Origin of the sequence: Streptomyces spongiae (assembly GCF_009377185.1) — a bacterium.
GTDB lineage: Bacteria > Actinomycetota > Actinomycetes > Streptomycetales > Streptomycetaceae > Streptomyces > Streptomyces spongiae.
The window spans coordinates 19114-40832 of the sequence record NZ_VJZC01000009.1; the positions used below are offsets into that span (position 1 = coordinate 19114).

Sequence of the window (21719 nt, forward strand, 5' to 3'; positions counted from 1 at the left end):
ACTCCTTGTCTTGCAGTGCCGGGTGCGGAATCACTCCGCCGCGGCGGGTATGAGGGTCGGACGGGGCCGCCGCGCGTACGGCCGGGCCCCGGCCGCGCTGACGGTGACGGCCAGCAGGCCCACGCCCTCGATGTCGACCTCGACACGGTCACCGTCTGACACCGGCCCGACACCGGCCGGTGTCCCCGTGAAGATGACGTCGCCGGGGTGCAGGGTCATCACCGAGCTGGTGTACGCGACCAGTTCGGGTACTCCGAAGATCAGAGCCGCTGTCGAGGTGTGCTGACGGACGCTGCCCCCGACCCGGCAGGTGAGGTCCAGCCGGCCGGGGTCGTCGATCTCGTCGGTGGTCACGACGTACGGCCCGAGGGGGCTGAACGTGTCGAACGACTTGCGGGCGGAGCGGTCCTCGGTGGAGCGGACGGTCATGTCGAGGCCGCAGGTGTAGCCGAAGACATGGCCGATGGCCCGGCCGGCGGGGATGTGCCGTCCCCGCCGGCCGATCACGACGACGAGTTCCCCCTCCTGGTCGGTCCGGACGTCGGAGTAGGGCAGTTCGACGACACCGTCCGGGCCCACCACCGAGGAGGACGCCTTGAGGAAGACGCCGAGGTCGGCGATCGAATGCTCTTCACGCATCTCGGCCTGGTGGTCGCGGTAGTTCACCGGGGCGCCCACCACCTTGCCCGGCCGGGGCAGCGGTGCGTCGAGGACGACGTCGGACAGCGGTCTGCGCGGGCGTCCGGCCAGGTCGTCCCGCCCGACGACCCGGCCTTCCTCGATCAGCCGCTGCAGCGGTCCTCCGGGGCCGCACGGGCCGGGCACGAGATCGGTCACGTCGACGAGCCCGTTCCGGTCTCCCGGGTCGAGCACGCCGAGACGGTTCCCGTCGAAGACGGCGAAGCGCACGTCAGCACTCCTCCTCGCGGTAGAGGTCGAGCGCGCGGAGCACGGGCTCGTTGGTGTAGCCGAACAGGTAGGCGTCCCGGAGCCCGGTGTTGCGCAGCCGGAGGGGCGCCCACGGCGGCACCGCGATGACGTCGTGGTCCGCCCAGTCGAGGGTCACCCCGCCGATCTCGGCGGTCCCCTCCCCGGAGACGACATGCAGGACCGAGCCGGACGTACGGCGCACCGGCACCCCCGAGAAGCCCGGGCGGAGCCGGGTGACGCGGCAGCTCATCGTGGGCAGAACGGGGCCACCGGTCAGCGGGTTGCGGTACTCCAGCAGCACACCCTCGGCGGCGCTGCCCTCGGCGTCGTCGGCGATGGCGTCGAAGGCTCTGCGGGTCTCCGCCCACGGATAGCGGCCCACCGGCGACGACGGCCCGGCCGCCGCCCGCCCCCAGGCAGGGGTCAGCAGGCCGTGCACATACTGCCGCGACGACAGGTCGTCGGGGACCGTGTGCGGCTGACTGCGCCGCTCGAACCATTCGAAGTAGCTCGCGTCGAGGGCGTTGACCAGCGGGTAGTCCAGGGCGTCCAGCCAGATCACGGGCTCGTCGCCGGTGTGCTCGTGGTCGTGCCAGTGCCCGCCCGGTGTGAGCAGCAGGTCCCCGGGGCGCATCGGCACCCGCTCGCCGTTCACGGTGGTCGCCGCGCCGCCGCCCTCGATCACGAAGCGGAAGGCGTGCGAGGCGTGTCGGTGTGCCTGGGCGGTCTCGCGCGGTCCGATGACCTGGAGTCCGGCGTAGAGCGAGGTGGTGGTGGCGGGCGGGTCGGTGAGGCCGGGGTTGACCAGCATGAGGACCCGGCGCTCGGCCTCGTCGAGGCCGAGCGTGGCGAGGAAGTGCAGCAGATGGGGGCGCAGGTCGGCATAGCGCCATCGGTGTGCCACGGCGGTCGGGCGCGGTTCGGCGGGCAGGACGTCGCCGAGGTTGCGCCACAGGGGGGCAGTGTGCAGCTCCGCGACGGCCCTGTAGTGGTCGGTGCTCGTGGTGTCCTGTGTCATCGGTCAGACCGGGGGTGCCTCGAACAGGCCGCGGTCGAGGTCGTTGACGGCCTGGCCCTGCATCAGTTCCTCGATGGGGTTGGCGGTGCCCCACTGGTCGTCGGTGGGGCCGGGTTCGTGGACGGCGGGGTGCCAGGTGTCCTCGTCGACGATCTCGAGTTCGGTCGTGTACTCGACGACGTTGCCGTGCGGGTCGCGCCAGTAGGAGTAGGCGTTGTCGCCGACGTAGTGCCGGCCGGGGCCCCACAGCATCTCGTGCCCGCCCTTGAGCAGGCGGCCGGTGCCGCGCATGAACTCGTCCAGCCCGCGCAGTTCGAAGGACACATGGTTCAGGGAGACATGCGGTCCTCGGGAGAACGCCAGGCTGTGGTGCTGGGGGTTGATCCGCATGAAGTGCATGACATCGGGGCCGCCCGGCACGCACAGGCTGTCGCTGAGCCGGAACCCGAGATGCTTCTCGTACCAGAGCCGGCACCGGCCGGGTTCGTCGGAGTTGAGCACGACGTGGGAGAGCCGGACCGGGATCGACTCGCGTGCCTCGACCTTGCGGTGCTGCCGCGTGGCGACATCGGCCGAGACCTCGACGGTACGCCCGTCGCAGTCGAAGAAGCGGAAACCGTAGCCGCCGCCGGGGGTCTGCAGCGCGCCGGGTTCCGACACCAGCTTGACGCCCGAGGACGCGAGCCGTTGGGCGAGCTGATCGACGGCCGCGGGCGAGGCGGCCCCGAAGGAGACCAGGTCGAGTCGTTTCTCCGAGGCTCGGCGCAGCCGGATGATGTACTGCTCCGGGCTGCCCTCGGCGGCCAGGAAGGAAATACCGGAGTCCTTCTCGACCGGGGTGAGGCCCCAGTCGCCGGAGTAGAACGCCAGTTGGTGGTCGTAGTCGGGTACCGCGAGGTCGACGTGGCGCAGATGGGTCAGCAGATTCTCGGTCATCGGGTGCTTCCTTCGTGGTCCAGCGGTGTCGGCGGACCGTCCAGCCCGCCGGTCTGGTGCGAGATGCCGATGTGCACCGCGAAACCTCCCTGGTTGATCTGCCAGGGGCGGACGGTGAACATCCGCAGGCCGTGCTTGTGCAGCGGTTCCTCGGCGGCCAGCGCGATGGCCGCCGCCTCGGAGCCGGTCCTGAGGAGATAGAGGGCGCTGTCGCCGGGACGGCCGTCCTCGTCGAGGTAGGGGCCACCGGCGAACAGGACGCCGCGGCGCTCCCAGCCGATGAGGTGGCGCAGGTGATCGGCCAGATACGGGCCGATGTCCTCCGGTGCGGAGCCGAGGGCGGGGCTGCTGTGACAGGCCCACAGCCGCAGGCCGACGGAACGAGCTGTCAGGACAGCGGCTTCGGCCTCGGGGTCGTGATCGGGCCCGGGTATCTCGGACATGCAGTTCCTTCTTCGTGGTCGGTCAGCCGGTTTCGGACAGGTGCATCGCTTCCACCGCGTCGGCGAGCGAGGCCCGCGCACCGGTCGTGTCGGGACGGTGGCGCATCCGGAGCGCGACGATTCCGTCCGGTCGCACGAGCACCGCGCCACCGGGGCTCAGCCCGTAGATCTCGCGGAACTCCGCCTCCTGCTCCGGAACGGCGGCGGCGCCGATGCCGACCGTGATCAGCTGTGTCGCCGGGGGCAGGACGTCGGCCCACGGGTCCGAGCGCGGACCGGCGACGAGCAGGGTGCAGCGGTCCTCGGCGAACACGTCCAGCAGTGATGTCCGCCGACCCTGCCAGGTCACCCACAGGTGCGGAGCGCGGTGTCCGGGCCGGCCGACCGGGACGAAGTCGCTGTACGGTTCGGCGACTTCGGGCGCCGCCGATCCGTCGGGCACGAACGCCCCCTCGGTGTAGTGGTGGCCCAGCACCAGCCCGTCCTGGCGGCGTCGGGCGTGCTTGCGCCGGCGGTCCCGCTCGGTGAGAGCCGGTGCCTCCTCGTACTCGTGGTTGCGGACGGCCTCGGCGACCGTACGGACGGCGGTCGGCCTGCGCTCCTGCTCGTAGGTGTCGAGGAGGCCCTCGTCCGCCTGACCACGCACCACGGCGACGAGTTTCCAGACGAGGTTGTGGACGTCCTGGATGCCGGCGTTCATACCGAGTCCGCCGGACGGCGGGTTCACGTGCGCGGCGTCGCCCGCGAGCAGCAGCCGTCCGGACCGATAGCGCGAAGCGACCCTGGCACTGCCGGTCCACGGGTAGCAGGAATGCAGTTCGACCTCCAGGCCGGGCACACCGACCGCGGCCCGGACGAGCTCCAGCTGGCGCCGCTCGTCCGCGTAGTCCGCGTATGTCTCCCCGTCCCCCAGTACGACGTGCAGCCGCCAGAACCACTCGTTGTCCACCACGGCCAGCAGTGTGTGCACGATGTCGTTGTGCACGTGGTAGAAGGCGCTGCGGCGATCGCTCACCAGTGTCCGCAGGTCGGCGCGGAAGAGGATGTTCACCGAGCGGTGCACGTCCTTGCCGGGGAAGTCGATGCCCGCGACGCGGCGGACCGTGCTGTCCGCGCCGTCCGCGCCGATCACCCACTTTGCCCGCACCGTACGCGTGCCGTCCGGGCCCTCGACCCGGGCCACTACGCCCGGTTCCCAGGGCCCGTCGTCCTCACGGAGGTCGGTGAGCCGAGTGGAGAAGCGCAACTCGCCGGGCCTGATCTTCTCGGCGGCAGCGAGGAGGGCGGGTTCGAGTATCTCCTGGGAGATCAGCACCGAGCGCTGCCGGCTCACGTCGGGGTTGTCCGGCCAGATGGGGTGGCGGACATGGTCCGGGTCGGCCAGCGAGCTGCCGGCGAAGAGCGCGTGGTCGCCCAGGGGCAGAGCCAGGGGGCGCAGCATGTCGTCGACCTCCCAGCCGTGCAGCACCTCCATGGTTCTGCTCGACAGGTGCAGGGCCTTCGGCAGCGGCGCCGTGCCCGCGTGCTTCTCGACCAGCAGGGAACGCACCCCGCGCCGCGAAAGGGCGATCGAGGAGCAGAGTCCGGCGGGGCCGCCGCCGACGATCAGAACATCGAACTCATCCTCAGCCATACTAGTATCCTAGTACTCCAATGGAGGGGCAACAAGACTCCGTCAGGGGATCGCGCCGCGAGACCGTACCGGCCCGCCGCGTCAGCGCGTGTCCGGCTCCGGCTCGCCGGCCCACTCCTTCGCATGCGACTGGTGGAGTTCGGCGAGCCCGTGCGCGGACTCGCCGTCCCCGGCCCGGATGGCGGCCAGGATGTCCCGGTGCTCCTGCTGGAGCTGCGGGAGCATCTCGGGCGGCCGTGGGTACCGGAAGAAACGGGCGAGGTCCCAGGCCTGCTCCGTCAGTGCTTCCAGCCGCGGGTTCTCGGCGGCGGCGACGATGGCTCGGTGAAAGGTGACATTGGCGCGGTCGAACGCCTCGACATCGCCGTCGGCGACGTGTCGGTCGAGCTCGTCGCAGGCCGCCTGGATACGGTCCAGAGCGGCCGGGGTGCTCCGTTCGGCGGCCACCTTCGCGGCGAACGAGTTGAGGGCGGTCGTGACCTCGATGTGGTGGTGCATGTCCCGGACGCTCGGGACGATCACGCGGCATCCGACCTGGCTGACGATTTCGAGGAAGCCGGCGCCCTGAAGGCGGGCCACGGCGTCCATCACGGGACGCCTGCTGACGCCGAACTCCTCGGCCAGGGCGTAGGTCGACAGGACTTCACCGGCTTTCCGCTCGCCGGCGAGCAGTTGGCGACGGAGCTCCTCGAAGACGAGGTCGGCCTTCGTTACGCGAGGCGTGGCGGGCTGCAGCAGCGTCATGAGGTGTCCACAGGTGGTGGCGGGCGAAGCGGGCGGCGGTGCGAACCGGTTGACGGTTCATCGGGAGAGGTATAGGACTACTGAGATACTAGCACTATACCTCGAAGGGGAGGTGGCGAAATGCCTGGAGGTGCGGTGGACACGACCCGGGAGTTCCGCAACGCGATGGGCCGCTTCGCGACCGGCATCACGGTCGTCTCGACGCAGGTCGACGGCAAGGTGCACGGCATGACCGCCAACGGTTTCATGTCGGTCTCGCTCAGCCCGCGGCTGGTCCTGGTCTCCATCCGCGAAGAGGCCCGCATCCGCGGACTGCTCGAACGCAGCGGCACCTACGGGGTGAGTGTGCTCTCCCGTGGACACCGGCTCGTCTCCGACCACTTCGCCGGCCGCCGGGGCGCGCCACCGCCCGACGGGTTCGTCGAACTCGAGGGCGTGCCCGTGGTGGCCGACGCGCTCACTCATCTCGCGGCCCGGATCGTCGCCATCCATCCGGCGGGTGACCACCTGCTGTACCTCGGCGAGGTCCTGGACTTCGCCGAGCGGCAGGGGGAGCCGCTGATCTTCCACGGAGGTCGCTACCGGGAGCTCGGCGCGGAGACCGATGCCCGGGTGATCTGGCATGAGTTGTCGAATACCTGGTTTTAGCGAATACTAGTATCTCAATCTCGGACGGTGAGCCTCTTGGAGGAGTCAACGATGACCACCGCAGCCGCACCGGCGACCGCCACCACGGCGGACCGGGTCCTCGAAGGAATGCGCACGATCCTGTCGACGGTGCGTGACAACGCCGATCGGGCGGAAGCCGAACGCACACTGCCGCAGAGCTCGGCCAAGGCGCTGACCGACGCCGGCCTGGCCCGGGCCTTGGCGCCCCGCCGGTTCGGCGGGTATGAGTTGCCCCTGACGGTCTGGTTCGACCTCGTGCGCGAGATCTCGGCCGTCGACGCGTCGCACGGATGGTGCGCCAGCCTGCTCGTGCACCACTCGCACTACATCGCCCTGTTCCCGCTGGCCGCGCAGGAGGAGGTATGGGCGGACGGCCCCGACGTGGCCGTCACCACCGCGATCGCGCCGGTCCTCACGGCGACCGCGACCGACGGCGGCTACCGGCTCTCGGGCCGGACGGCCTGGGCGAGCGGGGTGAACCACGCGGACTGGTCCATCGTCGGCGCGATGCTGCCCGGGACGAACCCTCCCGAGCACACGTTCTTCCTGATCCCCGCGTCGGAGTACACGATCGAACAGAGCTGGGACACCATCGGCATGCGGGGCACGGGCAGCGACACGATCGTCGTCGAGGACGCCTTCGTACCAGAGGTCCGCACGCTGAAACTGTCCGACATCCGGGAGGGCCGGGCGCCCGGCGGTGGCCTGCACGACGCGGCCTACTACCGCGCCCCATGGGTCACCTACGCCCCGGCGACCTTCGTGACGCCCATGCTCGGTGCCGCACAGGGCGCGCTGGACCAGTTCCTGGCCTCGGCGGCGGAACGCGCCACCGCACAGGGCAACAAGGTCGCCGACTTCACCAGCGTGCAGTACAAGCTGTCGCAGATCGGCGCGGATCTCGACGCGGCCGAGTTGCTGATCCGGCGCGCGCTCGAACTCTCCGGGTCCGGCGCCGACATCGGCCTCGACCTGCGGGCCCGCTGTACCCGCGACTACTCCCGCGCCGCCGAACTGATCGTGGAGGCCATCGATCTGCTCATGGGGATGAGCGGCTCCGGCGGGTTCGCCACGAGCCGGTCGATCCAGCGCGTATGGCGGGATGTGCACCTCGCGGCCAGTCACCTGAGTCTCAGTCCCCAGCAGAACTACCAGCACTGGGGGCGGACCCACCTCGGCCTCGACCGCACCCCCGGCCTCGGGATGTACTGAGTGGGCGCCGCGACGAGGGCCGGGAACAGGCCCGGGCTCGATGCGCCGGTCCGTATCGGCCCGTTGACCGCCCGCAACCCCGTGTTCTTCGCCCCCACGTCGGTCGGTTACGCCGACCAGGGGGTGCTGGGCGACGCCGCCGTCGCCCACTACGTCCGCCGTGCGACGGGCGGCGTCGGCGCCGTGATGACCGAGCAGATCGCGGTCGCCGAGTCCGGCTGGCAGCACGCCCGCCAGCCCGGGGCGTGGCACGACCGGCACGACGAGGGCCTGCGCCGACTCGCGACCGGGATCAAGGAGGCCGGCGCGCTGGCCATCGCCCAGCTCTCGCACTGCGGCCGTTACGCCGGCCCATGGGCGCGTTACGCGGAACGACGCCGACTCGCCCCCTCCGCCGTGCCGTTCCTCCTCCCGGTCGGGGAGGTCTGCCCCGACGAGATCACCCCGGACGAGATCGGCGAGGTGATCGAGGACTTCGCCGCCGCCACCCGCCGGGTCGTCGCGGCCGGCTTCGACGGCATCGAGATCCACGGAGGGTCGGGCTTCCTGCTCACCGGCTTCCTGTCACCCCGTACCAACCGACGCACCGACGCCTGGGCCGACGGGACCCGGTTCGTCCTCGATGTGGTGCGCGCCTGCCGGACGGCCGCGGGGACGGACACGGCGGTGGGCTATCACATCATGACCGACGAACTGCTGCCCGGCGGCTACTCACTTGAGCAGGCGCTCGCCCTCGTCCCCCGTCTGGAGCGCGCGGGAGTGGACTTCTTCCGGCCCGCGGCGGGCACGTTCGAATCCCTGAAGGCCCCGCAGAACGCGGGCCTGTCGGCGGGCCCCGACTATCAGCGCGCGGACACCCACGCCCTGGCGGAGGTCGCGAACGTGCCGGTTCTCGCAGGCGGTGGAATCTCCACCCTGGACCAGGTGCGGGAGGTTCTCGACGCGGGTGCCGCGACCGCCGTCGCGATGGCCCGCCCGCTGCTCGCCGACCCCGACTGGCTGCTCAAGGCCCGGGACGGTGCGCCGCCCGTCGGATGCGCGTGTGCCCCGTCGCTGTGCCTGCAGACCCAGCTCACCGGTTCGGTCTGTGCCGCATGGCCCGAGGAGACACGCGGCCTCGGCCACTCCGGCCAACTGCCCCCCTACCGACCCCGTCAGGAGACAACGTGACCCGTTTCGCCCTGGGCGGCCCCGTCCCCACGGTCGTCGTCGACGACGTGGCCCGCCGCCTGGACTCGCTACTGCCCGACGCGCCGCCCCGCCTGGAGGAACTCTTCGCCGACTGGGACGGGTGGTGCGACCGTATCGAGGCCGCCGTCGACCGGGCGGACCCCACGACGTGGGAGCCCGTGTCACACGCCGGGCTCCGACCGGTGCCCGTAGCCGGTGCGACGATCTACGCCTGCGGCGCCAACTACTACGACCATGTCGAGGAGATGGGCGCCACGCCGCCCGACAAGACGCGGGAGCGGGTGTTCCACTTCCTGCTGCCGCCGTCGGCGGTGATCGGTGACGGCGAGGACGTCCTGCGCCCGCCCGGCTGCGAACAGCTCGACTACGAGGTCGAGTTGGTCGCCGTACTGGCCCGAGGGGGCAGCGACATCCCCGAGTCGGAGGCCCTCTCGTACGTGGCCGGATACACGGTGGCCAACGATGTGTCGGTGCGCGATCCGTGGCACAAGCATCCGATCTTCGGGGTGAACTTCCTGATCGCGAAGGGACAGAGCACGCTCAAGCCGTTCGGATCGCTCCTGGTGCCCGCCCGTTTCGTGCCTCAACCAGGTCTGACCGGGCTCTCCACTCGGGTGAACGGCGAGATCCGGCAGGACAGTTCGACCAAACAGATGATCTGGTCGCTCGCCGAGCAGATAGCCGCCCTGTCGGCGACGCTTCCCCTGCGGGCGGGCGACGTGATCCTCACCGGCACCCCCGCCGGCACCTCCGCGGGCCACGGCCGCTACCTCGACGACGGCGATGTCGTCACCGTGCGGGTCGAGGGCGTCGGATCGTTGACCAACCACGTTGTCGGCCGCCGGTGACGGCACCCCGGCCACAGAGCAGGTACGGAAAGAAAGGAAGTAGGTCACCGTGGACAAGCTTTTGATCCAGAACACCCGGGTCGTCTCACTCGACCCCGACGTCGAGGCGTCCCTCGGAGCGGACGAGTGCGACATCCTCGTGGTCGACGGCCGCATAGCAGAGATCGGGCGGAACCTCGGTGCCGACGACGCCGAACGGATCGACGGTTCCGGCACCATCGCGGTGCCCGGCTTCGTGGACACCCACCGGCACACCTGGCAGGCCGTACTGCGTGGTGTGCTGACGAACGGCACGCTCGGCGACTACTTCCGCGAAGTCCTCATGCGGCTCGGCCCCGCCTTCCGGGAGGAGGACATCTACGCGGGGAATCTCATCGGCTCGTACGAGGCACTCAACGCCGGTGTGACGACCACCGTGGACTGGTTCAACAACGCCGCCACACCGGGCCATGCCGACGCCGCGGTCGCCGCCCTGCGCGAGACCGGAATCCGCTCCCTCTTCGGCTACGGCACGCCCATCGGGGCCCGATGGGTCAAGGACAGCTCGCTGAAACATCCGCACGACGCGGAGCGGGTCAGGAGCGAGTACTTCTCGTCCTCGGACCAGCTGCTGACGTTCGCGCTGGCCCTGCGTGGGACGATCGGGGTCGATCCGGTGGTCACCAAACACGACTTCGACCTGGCACGCAGCCTCGACGCCCGCATCACGGTCCACGCGGGCGTGCGTATTCCCGGGATCCCACCAGTGCCGGGCGGCGAGGTGCGCGTGATGTACGAGGCCGGTCTCCTGGGGCCGGACACCACGATCGTCCACGGCAACGAAGTCGACAACGGGGAACTGGACATGCTGGCCGAGTGCGGGGCGACGGTGTCGGTCGCGCCGTACGTCGAACTCGTCATGGGGCAGGGAGTCCCGCCGACCAACCGGCTCGTCGAGCACGGACTGCGGCCGTCACTGAGCACGGACGTCGCGAGCGCCGTGCCGGGGGACATGTTCACCCAGATGCGTACCGCACTCGCCCAGGCGCGTGGCGCCACGATCCCGGCCGATCCGCGGGAACCGTTCGCTCCACGGCTGACGGCCGAGGACGTGCTGCGGTTCGCCACCATCGACGGTGCCGCCGCCTGCGGCCTGGCGGATCGTATCGGCACCCTCTCGGTGGGCAAGGACGCCGACATCGTCCTGATCCGTTCCGACGCCATCAACACGATGCCCGGCGCGGACCATCCGGTCTCCACCGTGGTGACGTCCGCGGACACCTCCAACGTCGACACCGTCCTCGTACGCGGCACCGTGGTGAAGCGGGACGGCACGCTCGTGGGCGTGGACCTGGAGCGGCTGAGGCGCCTCGGCGGTGCCGCGCGTGAACACGTCATGACGGCGGTCGGCGAGAAGCAGTAGCCGGTCACGGACCGCTGTGTGCCGACTCCGGCACACAGCGTCAACCAGCGCGACCCGCGTCGGTGGGAGGCACCGACGCCGGTCGTGTTGCTACGGACGGGGTGGCGTGCGCCAGCGTGAAGATGTCGAGCTCATTGCGTGGATGCTGAGTATGCGGAATCTGCAATTTTCCGGGTCGCGGACGTCCACGCCGGTCATGGCCTGTCTCGGCATGTTCGTGGCCTTCCTGCCGGTGACCACCGTCTCGGTGAGCCTGCCGGCCATACAGCAGGCGTTGGACACCTCGGCGTCCCAGCTCACCTGGGTCTCTTCGGCGTTCCAGCTCCCCATGGCGGCGCTCATCCTCACCGCCGGCGTCTTCGGTGACGTGTACGGGCACCGGAAGGTGTACCTGGCGGGCCTCGCGACGGCCTGCGCGGGGGCCGCGGTGTCACTGTCGGCACAGTCCGTGGAGGTCCTGTGGGTGGGACAGGCGTGCGCCGGCCTGGGCTCGGCCGCGTTGCTGCCGTCGACGCTCGCCCTGATCAGCCATGCCGTGCCCGAACCGCGCGAGCGGGCGACGTTCGTCGGGCTCTGGGCCGCGTCGCTGGCGGCCGCGCTGTCCGCCGGTCCGATGATCGCCGGTGTGGTCCTGGAGCACACCACGTGGCAGTGGATCTACCTGCCGACCGTGGCCATGGCGGTCGTCACCCTGGCGGTCGCCATGCCGCTGGTGACCGACTTCCGCGCTCCCGACGAGCGTCGGCTGGACTGGCCCGGACAGATCACGGCGGCGGTGACGATCACCGCGCTCGTTCATGGCGTCATAGAGGGCGGTGCCACCTCGTTCGCCGAGGGCCGGGTCGTCGGGTCGTTCCTGCTGGCGGTGGTCGGTGCCATCGCCTTCGTCCTGGTCGAGCGACGCAGCCCGGACCCGATGCTGGACCTGTCGCTGTTCCGCCGCCCGGCCTTCAGCGCGACCGCGCTGATCGCCATGATCACGTTTCTCGGCCTGATCGGCTCTCTCTACGTCCTCAGCCTGTACTTCGGCATGGTGCAGCACCTGGACACCCTGCACGCGGGATACCCGCTGCTGGTCCACTGCCTGATGTCCCTGGTCGTGGGGGTACTCGCGGGCCGTCTGATGCACAGGATCCCGCCCCGGGTCATGATCACCGCCGGTCTGCTGGCCGCCGCGGGTGCGCTGCTGGCCCTGGCCTCGATCGACGCGGACACCTCCTTCGGCGCGCTGGCCTGGCGGCTGGCCCTGCTCGGAGCGGGCATGGGCATGGTGCTCACCCCGTTGACCGCGACCGCCGTCGCCGCGGTGCCACGGCACCGGGCAGGTATGGCCTCGGCGGGCAACAACGCCTTCCGGCAGGTCGGTGGCGCACTCGGCCCCGCCGTCCTGGGCACGCTGCTGACGGCCAGAGGTACCGGCACCCTTCCCGAACACCTGGGTGACGCCGGCGTCACGGGGGAACTCGCGCACCGGATCACCGGCGTCGCGAACGCCGACGGGCTGGCGGCGGCGTCCCGGATGACGGACCTCGGCGATGACCCCGGCCGGGCCTTGGGGGCCTTGTCCGAATCCTTTCTCGACGGCCTCCGCTTCTGCCTGATCGTGTCATCGGGCCTCACCCTGCTCGCGGCGCTCGTCGGCGTCGTGCTGCTGTCGGACTCGGGAGGAAGGCGGTGAGGATGCAGTGGAGGTGAGGCGAGTGTGAACGCGCAGTCCCCGGTCACCCTCGTCGCCACGTCGAGGACGTCGCAGCACTGAGCGCCACTGCCGCCCGACGGTCCCTCGGGTGGTTCGTCACGCCACCCGGCACGCCCGTCACGACTGTCGTCCGCCGGCGGCCACGGCGCCGGATCTCACCGCACCAGTGCCTTGCCGATGATCTCCTTCATGATCTCGGTGGTGCCCGCGTAGAGCGTGCCGGCGCGGGTGTCGACGAAGTCCTTGGCTATGGGGTACTCCGTCATGTAGCCGTATCCGCCGTGCAGTTGCAGACAGCGGGAGACGAGCTGCTGCTGTCGCTCGGTCACCCACCACTTGGCCATGGCCGCCCGGGTGGCCGTCAAGTGGCCGGTGACCAGTTCGCCTACGCAGCGGTCCGTGAAGGTCTGGGCGATCTCCGTCTCGGTCGCGAGCTCGGCCAGGGTGAACCGCGTCGTCTGCAACTCGGACAGCGGGCGTCCGAAGGCGACCCGGTCCCGGGTGTGGGCGATCGTGGTGTCCAGGACCCGCCGCATCGTGGCGGCCGCGGTCACGGCGACGCTGACACGCTCCTGCGGCAGGTTCCGCTTGAGGTACTCCATGCCCCGCCCCTCCGCACCGAGCAGGTTCGCGGCGGGGACGCGTACGTCGGTGAAGGACAGTTCGGCGGTGTCCTGGGCCGCCAGGCCGAGCTTGTGGAGTTTGCGGCCGCGCTCGAAGCCGGGCATGCCCCGCTCCACCACGAAGAGGCTGAGCCCGTCCTGCCCGTCCTCGGCGGTGGTACGGGCCACCACCACCACGAGGTCGGCGAGGATGCCGTTGCTGATGAAGGTCTTGGAGCCGTTCAGCAGGTAGCCGTCCACGAGCCGCTCGGCCCGTGTGCGTATTCCGCGCAGGTCGCTGCCGGCGGCCGGCTCGGTCATGGCGATGGCCGCGACCAGGCTGCCGTCGGCGAGCCCGGGCAGCCAGCGTGCTTTCTGCTCGGGCGTGGCGAGGTCCCGGAAGTAGGGGGCGATCAGGTCGGTGAACCCGTTGAGGTTCATGACGACCGAGGTGGCGCCTGCGCGGCACAGCTCCTCATTGAGCACCGCGTGGTAGCGGAAGTCGTCCACACCGCTGCCGCCGTACTCCTCCTCCACCCCCAGCCCGAGCAGTCCCGCGGCGCCCGCGGCCCGGTACAGCGTCCGGTCGACCTCACCCGCGGCCTCCCAGGAGGCGAGGTGCGGGGTGACCTCCTTGGTGACGAAGGCCCGGGCCAGGGAGCGGAAGTCCTCGTGGTCGGTGTCGTAGAGATCGCGCTTCACGCGGGTCGCCTCCTTGATCGTGCGTCAGGTGCCGTGGCGGCCCGAAAGGCAGATTATGTCGGATCAACGCCGGTCGGAAGACGTCCGGCATAGAATCCGGGAGGTGTGCAGTCCCCGGGCGGGAAACGAGGGCGCGGCGCCGCAGAAGGAGAGGCGAGGGATGGGGCTGCGCGTGGATCTGCCGCAGGACGAGGCCAAGAACAGCACCCAGTTGCTGATCCTGGCCGTCTACGGGCGCTACTCGCGGCTGCTGGGGGGCTGGTCCTCGGTGGCCGACCTGATCACGCTCATGGAGCGGCTGGGAGTGCCGGCCCAGGCGACACGCTCGGCCGTGGACCGGATGACCCGCCGCGACCTGCTGATGCCGCAGCGACGCGGCACGGTCCGCGGCTATGCCGCGACGGCCAAGGCGCGGCTCGTCTTCGACGAGGGCGACGAGGTCGTCTACGCCCCGCGGCAGCCGGCCCCGCTGGAGGACGGCTGGGTCATCGTCTCGTTCTCCGTCCCCGAGGCCGAGCGGGAGAAGCGGTACACCCTGCGCAAGCGACTCGTCTGGCTCGGCATGGGCCAGCTCGACAGCGGGCTGTGGATCGCTCCGGCCCGGGTCCTTCCCTCGGTTCTGAAGTGGGTGCGCCGACTCGGCCTGGAGCAGTACGTCGACGCCTTCACCGCCCGTCACGAAGGTCTCGGCGACACCCCCGCGCTCGCCCGCCGCGCCTGGAACCTGGAGGGACTCGCCCTCGCGTACGACACCTACCTGCGCGCGTGGTCCCCGGTGCTGACCGCCGTCCGGGAGGCCGGGGGCGACTGCGAACCCGGCGACGCCTTCGCCGTCCACACCCTGGCTCTCGAACAGTGGATGCGCTTCCCCTACCTGGACCCCGGCCTGCCGACCGTGCTGCTGCCGGCGGACTGGCGCGGCGAGGCGGCCCGGGAACTGGCCCATGAGCTCAGGAGACTCCTGGAGAACCGGGCCTTCGAGTACGTCGCCGCCACCGTCGGTGTTCCTCCCGGGCGCTGACGCTCCCAGGGGGACACCGGTCGGCGCGGAGACCGCTCAGGCGGACGCGAGGGGCGCCGTCTCCAGCAGGTCGGCGGACACACGGTGGGCAGCCTCCGACGTCCGGTCCGCGACGCGGCGGAAGAGTTCTTCCGCCGACCGGGCGGGCCAGTCGGCCGGCAGGTGCCGGGCGGGCAGCCGGGGATCGGTGCGGATGGTGCCCAGCCACTCGGCGACCAGACGAAGGTGCGTGGACAGCGGGTCGCCGGAGCGATCACCGACGTGAGTGATCCAGCGTCGCTCGAAAGCCGTGTAGCGGGCGGCGATCGTCTCCAGGTCCCAGGTGTCGCGGATCATCACGTCGATGTCGGTGGTGGTGTCCGCGCGCGCGTGGAAGATCTTGACATGGGCGGCGATGCCGAGTTCGGCGACGATCTCGGAGACGTCGACGTCGCCCGGGGCGATCCACAGCCCGCTGTACAGAGGGCCGAAGCCGGCCCAGGCGAGCCGGGAACGCAGGGCGTGGCGCTGGCGCTTCCAGTCCTCCGGCAGTGAGAAGCTGAGCAGGGTCCAACTTCCGTTCCAGTCGTCGTTGACCGCGCCGGTGCGCCAGACGCGGGCGTGGCCGTCGTGGAGGATCCGCGTCGCGTGCGGGGTCAGACCGAAGTACATGCGGCGCCCGTGCCGCTGCCGTCGCAGCAGCCCGCGGTTCACCATGCGGGTCAGGGTGGAGCGGACGGCCTGCTCCCCGATGCCCACGCGCCCGAGCACGTCGATGACGCTGCCCGAGTACACGCACAACGGGCCCTTCTGCAGGATGTGATCGCCGAGGAAGGCGAGCAGCAGCGACTGGGGGCGCAGGAGCGGACCGGCCGGGGCGCCGGGAACAGCACCTGCGTACCCGTCGTCCGCTTCGGCAGGATTCACCTCGAAAAGTGTCACGTCGGCAAGGGTAGGACCGCCCACCGATGCTGCTACCCGGCAGTGGGCGAGTGGGTGTCACCCGCTGTCGGTGCCGGGGCGGTGGGCACGCAGGAAGTCGTCCACCAGGCCGATGACGAACTCGCGGGTCGTGTCTTCGCGGCCGAGGAGCCGGTGGAAGAGGAGGGGGCCCGACAGTTCCGCGACCGCCCGTGAGATGTCGAGCGTTCCGTCGACTTCCTCGTTCTCCTGAGCCGCTTGGACGATCTGCGCGACGGTGTGTGAGCAGGTCGTGTACAACTCGCCGCCCAGGTGGGCGAATTCCGGGTCGTGTGATGCCCGTTCCATGATCGTGACCATGGGCCGCACCACTGCCGGGTCGTACAACTGCAGTCGGAACCCGTCGAGTTCCGCGATGAGGTCCTCGCGTGTGTCGCCGGCGGGGGAGTGATGGGAAACGGCACACTGGCTCAGCAGGAGGTCGCGCAGGAACTGCTCGATCGTCGGCCAGTGCCGGTAGAGCGTGGTGCGGCCCACCCCGCTGCGCTCCGCGACGGTCACGTAGGTGACCGCGTCCCAGCCGCCGGACACGAGAAGCTCCCGGCCGGCGTTCAGCGCCGCCGCGCGGGAGCGGGCCACCTGCGGGTTGGGTGCACCGGCCGACCTGGTCATGGCGGTGACGCTAGCAGATGGGGCATCTTGCCCCAAGCCGCGAGATGGGGCATCCTGTTTCATGTGGAACGGGCTGTTCCAAGCTTCTCGGGTCGAGGCACGGGCGGACACGGGCCTGGCCGAAGTGACCGGGGGAGCAGACCGGTTCGGCCCCGCACCAAGAGAAGGTAGGACCCAGTGAAGACGCTGTTGATGCCGTCCACCACCATCCCCGTGACGCCCGAGGAGCGAAGCGCCAGGCGTCCGATCGGGCGGGACGCCGAGGCCTACCACTCCATGCTGACCGGCTATGAGCGCCTGGCTCACTGGGCCGACGGGCTCGGGTTCGACGCCTTCGGCAGCACGGAGCACCACTTTCAGACGGAGGGTGGTGAGAGCGTGCCCAACAACCTGTTGCTCTACGCGAAGCTCGCGGCGCGGACCGAGCAGATCATGTTCGTCCCGCTGTCCATCATCCTTCCCGCGCACAACCCCATCAGCGTCGCCGAGGACATCGCGCTGTTCACCCACATGTTCCCGGACCGGCTCGGCGTGGGCTTCGCCCGCGGCTACCAGACCCGTTGGATGCAGACACTCGCCCAGGACGAGTCCGTCTCCGCCTTCCAGCCGGGGGCCGACGACCGCAACCGGGAGATCTTCGACGAATACCTCTCCCTGGTGGAACGGGCCTGGGACGAGGACTCCTTCCACCACGACGGCAAGCACTTCCAGGTACCGTTCCCGGCCACCGGCATCCCGAACTGGCCCGTGGCCGACTGGACCCGTGCGTACGGCGGCCCGGGCGAGGTCGACGCCGACGGCACCGTCCGCCGGGTCGGAGTCCTCCCCAAACCACTCCGCAGGCCGCAGATCTTCATCCCCACCGTGGGCTCACCCGCCACCGCGATCGAGTCCGCCCGCAAGGGACGCACACTGCTGCACTCCGGCAACCGGGACCTACTGCGCACGGCCGCGGATCTGTACCGTGACAGCGCCCGCGAGCACGGCCGCGACCTCCGGCTCGGGCAGGGCATCGGTGCCGTCCGCAAGATCGTCATCGGCGACACCTTCGACGAGGCCTTCGACCTCGCGGTGCGGACGTCGGGCTACTGGTTCCAGAACTTCTTCCAGGAGTTCGGCATCAACGAGGGCCTCCGCACCCCGGACGACGACCCGCACCGCATGATGCGCCTGGAGGACGCCCGGGCCCTGACGCGCCGCATGTACGAGGCGGGCGGCCTCTTCTGCGGTACCGCGGACCAGGTGCGGGACCAGGTCGAGGAACTGCGGAACACGTGCGGTGGTGAACTGGACTGGCTGGTATGGGAGTTCTGGGCCCAGGCGCTGCCGGGCGAGGAGGCGGCGGAGATCCAGCACCACCAGCTGAGGACATACGCCGAGCAGATCATGCCCGCCTGCACATGACGCGGACGACGGCGAGGCCGGCAGGCTGTTGAGTGCTGGGGGCCGGAGAGGCGTGGCAGACGGCGAGGCCGCCGCCGACGCGGGAGCCCGGCCCCGAGCACCTGCCGGTACGAGCGCTCAGGCGCGGCTGTGGTCCCGGAAGAACCGCCACATGATCTGGTTGGCGCTGATCTCCTGGGTGACCGTGCCCAGGACGGGTGGCCAGGGTACGGTCGCGCCCGGCCAGGTGTGGCCGCCGCCCTCGATGGCGTACAGGACGACATCCGCGCCCCCGCGGCAGGCGGAGTGGTCGATGCGGGTCACGTGCTCGGTGACCTGGGTGTCCTGAGGGCCTCGACGGCAGTGGTTGAGGGCCGCCCACCGGTCCTGGGCCGCGACGGCGCCGTAGCCCCAATAGGGGGAGCCGCCCCCTGCGAACGGATTGATCTGGTCGCCGGTGCCGGCGAACGACAGGACCGGAACAGGGCGGTCGGGGGAGCACGTCCGGGGATCGGGCGCCGGTCCACCGTCGGCTCCTGCGGCCGGGGCACCCGCCCGCAGACCCGCGACCCCCGCGATCGCGGCCAGACGCCCAGGGTGGTCACAGGCGTACTGGGACACCATGCGGGCGCCGCCGGAGTACCCGGTCCCGTAGACCCTGCGCTCGTCGGCACAACCGGTGCGGACGAGCGCCTTGATCGTGTCGGTGAGGAACTGCTCGTCGTCCGGCCCGTCGCCGTCGGTGACATGGGGGACGTTCCACTGGTATCCGGCGCCCAGGACCATCGCGCCCTGGGGTGCCGCCACCAGGAAGCCTTCGCTCTCGGCGGTCTCCTCCAGCTGACTGCCGTCCAGTTGCCAGGTGGCCGCGCCCTGGCTTCCGTGCAGATTGAGCACCAGGGGCAGATCGCCGCGGCCCGCGTCCCGACGCGGCACGTAGACCACCACGACACGGTCGAGTCCGCCCGAGGAGACGGTGAGGGTCGTACGTCCGGCCTCCAGTCGGCAGCCGTGGGGCGGCCGGGAGTCGTCGAGGTCGGCGGCTGCGGAGGGTGCGGCGGTCCCGGCGGCGAGAAGCGCGGCGGTCAGCGCGACGTATACAGCGCGGAAGAGGTTTCTCGGTCTGTGCATGTGCGGTCTCCCATGAGCGCGCGTCGGATGCCGGGCGCGGAGCAGAGGGTCTGGGCGGATGTCCGGCAAGGCGGAGCGGCGCAGGGGTGCCCGCTGATGGGGGCTGCGCCTGTTCACCGGATCGCGGTTGGCCGGAACCCTATTCCCTAATGCCGAACAGCGCTAGGTTTTCGACAGATTTCCCTCGCGTGAACTCGTGCCGGGCCCAAGAGGAGGAGGGGAGCGCGCCCGCGCCGCCCATGAGGCACCGGGCCCGTCTGCCCGCCGCATGCAGTCGATTCCAGCCGATCCCGCGTCAAGTTCCCTGCTGTTGGGGCGGCTTCAGCGCGAATGTCACTGAAGGGCGGAATCCGGGGCCGTCCGCGGGAACCCTGGCGAGGTGCGATCCTCGATGGCCTGTGCCGCGTCGAGTAGGCGCTCCTCCTCGAACCGGCCACCGATGAGTTGGACGTTGACCGGCAGGTTGTCGACGAGCGCGGCCGGAACGCTGACAGCGGGAAAGCCGAGCACGGGCACAGCTGTCATCGGCCACTGAGCCGCGACGAGTTCAGCCGCACGCTCGACGGAGACCAGATCGGCGTCCTGCTCGAAGGCCGGCTCCGCGGAGACAGGCGTGAGCAGGAGCCGGTCGGCGCCGAGCAGTTCCTGCAGTGCGGTGATGAGCGAGCCGCGGCGCGCCCAGCCGCCGATGTACGTGTCAAGGGTCGGGCGCTCGCCCCACACGGCTGCGGCCGCGGCGAAGGACAGCCGCAGGGACTCCCGAATGTCGGGATCGCCGACCTGCTCGATCAGTGGAAGCGTGAGACGGAAGTCTTCGTAGAGGAGCAGTGACCAGACGCGCGCCGCCTCGGCGAGCAGCGGCAGTCCGTCGTGTTCCTCGATCTCGTAGCCGGCGTCGGCCAGGTGTGCCGCGGCGACGTCCAACGCACGGTCGACGGCCGGGTGGTTGCGGACGGTCCCTACGCTTCGGACCAGGGTGACCAGCCGCCCGGCCCCAGGGCGGGTGTCCGGCAGCAAGGGGACGCCATAGGGGTCACGCAGGTCACCGGTGGTCATCGCGCGCAGCGTGAGCCGGGCGTCCGCCACCGTGCGGGCGAGAGGGCCTTCGACTGCGAAGGCCTGGACGGTGGGCGGCATGTCGAGGGGGACGGGACCCTCCGGGGTGTCCACCAACTTGGGCGGAGTCCACCCGGACACCCGCCCGACTGTGGGCCGGACACCCACCACGCCGCAGCAGCCGGCCGGATACCGGATCGAGCCGCCGATGTCATTGCCCTGCGCGATCGGGGTCATCCCCGCGGCGAGGCTGCTGGACGCGCCTCCGCTGGAGCCGCCGGGGGTCAGGGCCGGGTTCCACGGGTTGAGCGTGCGGCCGTGGAGTTCGTTGGTGGAGAACCAGCGGTAGGAGAAGGCGGGCGCGTTGCTGCGGCCGAGCAGCACGGCGCCCGCGGAGCGCAGTGCCGCTACGCACGCGGCGTCGTCCGCCGCGAGGTCACCGGCGAACGCGGGCACACCGTGGCTCGTGGCGTGGCCCCGCTGAGCGGTATTGATCTTGGTGGAGACAGGTACTCCGTGCAAGGGGCCGAGATCGGCTCCCGCCGCGACGGCCTCGTCCGCCCGCCGGGCCTGGTCGAGGGCCTCCTCGGGGCGGACCTCGACCAAGGCGTTCAGATACGGGTTCGTCGCCTCGATGCGGTTCAGGCAGGACTGTGTGACCTCGACGGCGGAGACCTTGCGAGCCCGGATGGCGGCGGCGAGGTCGGTGGCACCGAGCTGCCACAGTTCAGAAGCGGGATCTTGGGTGTGCATGGGCGGCCTCTGCTGTGAGCGCTGACGACGGTGGCATGCGGTCCCGCCGGTGAGCGGCGCGGCCGATGGGGGGCCAGGACCCCAGAAACAACAGTGTTATATAACCATGTCGCATGTCGGCTCAGGATTCCGACTGTCGTTGTGGCTGTCAAGAGCTCGCGGGCGTCTCTCCCTCGGGGCCTCGCAGAAGTTCGAGCACGGCCAGCGCCGCCCGGGTGCTGCGGTCGGTCGACCAGTCCTGCGGGGACTCCAGCATCGACAGCCAGCAGCCCCGCACGAGCAGGTGCAGCACATCCGCGGCCAGCTCGGTGTCACGCAGCCCCGCATTCGCCACCATGAGTCTCATCTCTTCGTGATTGCTGCGCGCCATCGCGGAACGTACGCGTTCCACGGCGGCGCCCGCCTTGGGGCCCTCGCTGAGGATCTCCATCAACAGGCGGCGCAGTACCTCGTCGTCCTGTGTGGTGGTGCACATCCAGCGGATGAGTGCGGTCAGCCGCTCCATGCCGTCGAGTCCGTCCAGTACCTCATCCTCCAGCTCCTGCTTCCAGAGGTCTTCCGCATGGCGCAGTGCGTTGATCATCAGATCGGCGCGGCTGGGCACGTAGTTGGTGACCATGGCGGTGGAGCCGCCGAGCCGCTGCGCCACGGCGCGAATGGTGGCCGCGCGAACACCGCGTTCGCGGGCGACCTGGATGGTGGCGACGGCGATCTCGTCGAGTCGCCGGGCTTCGTCTACCTCAATGGGCATGAGCATCCTCGAAGGGTGTTGAC

Annotated in this window: 20 protein-coding genes; 8 read left to right on the forward strand and 12 right to left on the reverse strand. The window is 70.5% G+C overall.

Annotation, left to right across the window (positions count from 1 at the left end; genetic code table 11):
- Positions 1-30: 30 nt before the first annotated feature.
- The 6 genes from FNH08_RS03005 to FNH08_RS03030 all read right to left on the reverse strand — a co-directional run bounded on the left by FNH08_RS03005 (position 31) and on the right by FNH08_RS03030 (position 5704).
- Complete coding sequence (locus FNH08_RS03005) at positions 31-909, reverse strand: fumarylacetoacetate hydrolase family protein (RefSeq protein ID WP_322723561.1); 879 nt, start codon at positions 907-909, stop codon at positions 31-33.
- A gap of 1 nt (position 910) precedes the next feature.
- Positions 911-1948, reverse strand: coding sequence for a cupin domain-containing protein (locus FNH08_RS03010; RefSeq protein ID WP_152769654.1), 1038 nt, complete (start codon positions 1946-1948; stop codon positions 911-913).
- 3 nt (positions 1949-1951) lie between these two features.
- Positions 1952-2884, reverse strand: coding sequence for a VOC family protein (locus FNH08_RS03015; protein WP_152769655.1), 933 nt, complete (start codon positions 2882-2884; stop codon positions 1952-1954).
- Positions 2881-3327, reverse strand: coding sequence for a YciI family protein (locus tag FNH08_RS03020; protein ID WP_152769656.1), 447 nt, complete (start codon positions 3325-3327; stop codon positions 2881-2883). Before FNH08_RS03020 ends, FNH08_RS03015 begins: the two co-directional genes overlap by 4 nt.
- A 22-nt stretch (positions 3328-3349) precedes the next feature.
- On the reverse strand, positions 3350-4960 hold the full coding sequence (locus FNH08_RS03025) for an FAD-dependent monooxygenase (RefSeq protein WP_152769657.1): 1611 nt from the start codon (positions 4958-4960) through the stop codon (positions 3350-3352).
- A gap of 81 nt (positions 4961-5041) precedes the next feature.
- Positions 5042-5704, reverse strand: coding sequence for a GntR family transcriptional regulator (locus FNH08_RS03030; protein ID WP_152769658.1), 663 nt, complete (start codon positions 5702-5704; stop codon positions 5042-5044).
- A gap of 120 nt (positions 5705-5824) precedes the next feature.
- Here FNH08_RS03030 and FNH08_RS03035 point away from each other — a divergent pair, with 120 nt between their 5' ends.
- The 6 genes from FNH08_RS03035 to FNH08_RS03060 all read left to right on the forward strand — a co-directional run bounded on the left by FNH08_RS03035 (position 5825) and on the right by FNH08_RS03060 (position 12704).
- A complete protein-coding gene (locus FNH08_RS03035; RefSeq protein ID WP_152769659.1) occupies positions 5825-6352 on the forward strand; it encodes a flavin reductase family protein in 528 nt (175 codons plus the stop codon).
- A 51-nt stretch (positions 6353-6403) separates the two neighbouring features.
- Positions 6404-7585, forward strand: coding sequence for an acyl-CoA dehydrogenase family protein (locus FNH08_RS03040; protein WP_152769660.1), 1182 nt, complete (start codon positions 6404-6406; stop codon positions 7583-7585).
- On the forward strand, positions 7586-8755 hold the full coding sequence (locus tag FNH08_RS03045; RefSeq protein ID WP_322723563.1) for an NADH:flavin oxidoreductase: 1170 nt from the start codon (positions 7586-7588) through the stop codon (positions 8753-8755).
- Positions 8752-9624 (forward strand): fumarylacetoacetate hydrolase family protein, encoded by an 873-nt coding sequence (locus FNH08_RS03050; RefSeq protein ID WP_194238343.1) that lies wholly within the window; start codon positions 8752-8754, stop codon positions 9622-9624. Before FNH08_RS03045 ends, FNH08_RS03050 begins: the two co-directional genes overlap by 4 nt.
- A gap of 49 nt (positions 9625-9673) precedes the next feature.
- Positions 9674-11026 carry an amidohydrolase family protein gene (locus tag FNH08_RS03055; RefSeq protein WP_152769663.1) on the forward strand — a complete coding sequence of 451 codons (1353 nt, stop codon included), beginning with the start codon at positions 9674-9676 and terminating at the stop codon, positions 11024-11026.
- A 151-nt stretch (positions 11027-11177) separates the two neighbouring features.
- Positions 11178-12704 (forward strand): MFS transporter, encoded by a 1527-nt coding sequence (locus tag FNH08_RS03060; RefSeq protein ID WP_194238344.1) that lies wholly within the window; start codon positions 11178-11180, stop codon positions 12702-12704.
- Between the two features lie 176 nt (positions 12705-12880).
- On the opposite strand, the gene FNH08_RS03065 is transcribed toward FNH08_RS03060, so the two are convergent.
- Positions 12881-14029 carry an acyl-CoA dehydrogenase family protein gene (locus tag FNH08_RS03065; RefSeq protein ID WP_322723565.1) on the reverse strand — a complete coding sequence of 383 codons (1149 nt, stop codon included), beginning with the start codon at positions 14027-14029 and terminating at the stop codon, positions 12881-12883.
- Positions 14030-14189: 160 nt separating this feature from the next.
- Between FNH08_RS03065 and FNH08_RS03070 the strand changes: the two genes are divergently transcribed.
- Positions 14190-15050: a PaaX family transcriptional regulator gene (locus FNH08_RS03070; RefSeq protein ID WP_194238345.1), complete on the forward strand. Its 861-nt coding sequence runs from the start codon at positions 14190-14192 to the stop codon at positions 15048-15050.
- A 36-nt stretch (positions 15051-15086) separates the two neighbouring features.
- On the opposite strand, the gene FNH08_RS03075 is transcribed toward FNH08_RS03070, so the two are convergent.
- Entirely contained in the window at positions 15087-15956 is an 870-nt protein-coding gene (locus FNH08_RS03075) for a PaaX family transcriptional regulator (RefSeq protein WP_407704323.1), read from the reverse strand.
- Positions 15957-16028: 72 nt separating this feature from the next.
- The gene (locus FNH08_RS03080; RefSeq protein WP_152769666.1) at positions 16029-16622 is read right to left on the reverse strand and encodes a TetR/AcrR family transcriptional regulator; all 594 of its coding nucleotides are present in this window, start codon (positions 16620-16622) and stop codon (positions 16029-16031) included.
- Positions 16623-16799: 177 nt separating this feature from the next.
- Between FNH08_RS03080 and FNH08_RS03085 the strand changes: the two genes are divergently transcribed.
- Positions 16800-18026 (forward strand): LLM class flavin-dependent oxidoreductase, encoded by a 1227-nt coding sequence (locus FNH08_RS03085; protein ID WP_322723566.1) that lies wholly within the window; start codon positions 16800-16802, stop codon positions 18024-18026.
- A gap of 117 nt (positions 18027-18143) precedes the next feature.
- Here FNH08_RS03085 and FNH08_RS03090 read toward each other — a convergent pair whose 3' ends face one another.
- The 3 genes from FNH08_RS03090 to FNH08_RS03100 all read right to left on the reverse strand — a co-directional run bounded on the left by FNH08_RS03090 (position 18144) and on the right by FNH08_RS03100 (position 21696).
- Complete coding sequence (locus FNH08_RS03090) at positions 18144-19136, reverse strand: alpha/beta hydrolase family esterase (protein ID WP_152769667.1); 993 nt, start codon at positions 19134-19136, stop codon at positions 18144-18146.
- Positions 19137-19469: 333 nt separating this feature from the next.
- Entirely contained in the window at positions 19470-20945 is a 1476-nt protein-coding gene (locus FNH08_RS03095) for an amidase (RefSeq protein WP_152769668.1), read from the reverse strand.
- Positions 20946-21093: 148 nt separating this feature from the next.
- Positions 21094-21696, reverse strand: a complete 603-nt coding sequence (locus FNH08_RS03100) for a TetR/AcrR family transcriptional regulator (RefSeq protein ID WP_152769669.1) — start codon at positions 21694-21696, stop codon at positions 21094-21096.
- Positions 21697-21719 lie beyond the last annotated feature (23 nt).

Excerpts from the sequence above, each read along its gene's own strand:
- FNH08_RS03010 (WP_152769654.1), bottom strand. The coding sequence starts at position 1,948 with ATGACACAGGACACCACGAGCACCGACCACTACAGGGCCGTCGCGGAG.
- FNH08_RS03015 (WP_152769655.1), bottom strand. The coding sequence starts at position 2,884 with ATGACCGAGAATCTGCTGACCCATCTGCGCCACGTCGACCTCGCGGTA.
- FNH08_RS03020 (WP_152769656.1), bottom strand. The coding sequence starts at position 3,327 with ATGTCCGAGATACCCGGGCCCGATCACGACCCCGAGGCCGAAGCCGCT.
- FNH08_RS03025 (WP_152769657.1), bottom strand. The coding sequence starts at position 4,960 with ATGGCTGAGGATGAGTTCGATGTTCTGATCGTCGGCGGCGGCCCCGCC.
- FNH08_RS03030 (WP_152769658.1), bottom strand. The coding sequence starts at position 5,704 with ATGACGCTGCTGCAGCCCGCCACGCCTCGCGTAACGAAGGCCGACCTC.
- FNH08_RS03035 (WP_152769659.1), top strand. The coding sequence starts at position 5,825 with ATGCCTGGAGGTGCGGTGGACACGACCCGGGAGTTCCGCAACGCGATG.
- FNH08_RS03040 (WP_152769660.1), top strand. The coding sequence starts at position 6,404 with ATGACCACCGCAGCCGCACCGGCGACCGCCACCACGGCGGACCGGGTC.
- FNH08_RS03060 (WP_194238344.1), top strand. The coding sequence starts at position 11,178 with ATGCGGAATCTGCAATTTTCCGGGTCGCGGACGTCCACGCCGGTCATG.
- FNH08_RS03070 (WP_194238345.1), top strand. The coding sequence starts at position 14,190 with ATGGGGCTGCGCGTGGATCTGCCGCAGGACGAGGCCAAGAACAGCACC.
- FNH08_RS03080 (WP_152769666.1), bottom strand. The coding sequence starts at position 16,622 with ATGACCAGGTCGGCCGGTGCACCCAACCCGCAGGTGGCCCGCTCCCGC.
- FNH08_RS03090 (WP_152769667.1), bottom strand. The coding sequence starts at position 19,136 with ATGCACAGACCGAGAAACCTCTTCCGCGCTGTATACGTCGCGCTGACC.
- FNH08_RS03095 (WP_152769668.1), bottom strand. The coding sequence starts at position 20,945 with ATGCACACCCAAGATCCCGCTTCTGAACTGTGGCAGCTCGGTGCCACC.
- FNH08_RS03100 (WP_152769669.1), bottom strand. The coding sequence starts at position 21,696 with ATGCCCATTGAGGTAGACGAAGCCCGGCGACTCGACGAGATCGCCGTC.